Here is an 851-nt window from a genome sequence, read left to right as displayed (position 1 = left end):
GCTAAAGCAAGTCATTCTCGACAAAAAGACTAGCTTAATCGTCTCATGTCCTGACTTACTCGATGGCACACCTATATACGATATCAAACCCTATATTGAATATTCCGATAGCGCTATCAATCCTCAGTGTGGCATCGCGAAAAACGCACCATCTTCAAAACTAGATGTTGTGTTCAGTGACAAAGCGAGAGCAATGCTTCACGCCTTGACTAAAAATGGTTACACGAACCTAGAGTGTTTTGTAAAGGAAGTTATGGAACAAGACCCTCGTCCTGCGTATAAGCAACAAAACGAGGACCCTAAGATCTATGGCATGAAGTTATATGCCTTTGAAATTAAATTCCGTGTAGAACAGAACTCTCTAATCGTTATAGACATTACTAGCTAAAAGCGGGGAATTCCTTTGCGAATTTTCCTATCCATTCCGCAGCAGCACCTTCAGAGTCTAATTCGCGCCCTTCTACTTCTCTCACCCACAATCGGTAATGCTCAATATGACAGATCTGCTCGACCATCCGAGCACGATAGGCATCACCAGAGGTACAAAACTCTAAGCCGATTTCATAGCCATCTTCCTGAGTTAAACACCATATAACGCGAGCTTGAGCTTCGAAAGGAGGATCAATTACCGGGATTTTAATTGAAACGAGCGCGCCTTTACCAAAGGACCTTGAAGAACTAAAACTTAACCCACCAACACTGATATCTTTTGTAAACGTACAAACGGCTCTGTCCTCTGGAACCGTTGATAGTTCGATAGGCATATCAGACGGGTGTCGAATATATGCACGTGCGACCATAATCAATCCTTTGTTTATCCTTCTTATTAACATCCAATGTAGCAGTCGACC

At 42.7% G+C, this 851-nt stretch carries 2 protein-coding genes; one reads left to right on the top strand and one right to left on the bottom strand.

Translation table 11 applies throughout. The features are described 5' to 3' along the window. On the top strand, nucleotides 1-388 hold a 388-nt coding region (locus A3738_RS08000), incomplete at its 5' end, for a TrmO family methyltransferase (protein ID WP_197473700.1). On the opposite strand, the gene A3738_RS07995 is transcribed toward A3738_RS08000, so the two are convergent. After that, on the bottom strand, nucleotides 381-851 hold a 471-nt coding region (locus A3738_RS07995; protein WP_082889999.1), incomplete at its 5' end, for a PilZ domain-containing protein. The two genes, A3738_RS08000 and A3738_RS07995, sit on opposite strands and share 8 nt — an antisense overlap.

It is taken from the genome of Oleiphilus sp. HI0066 (assembly GCF_001635725.1).
This window is presented reverse-complemented; position numbering and strand designations above follow the sequence as displayed.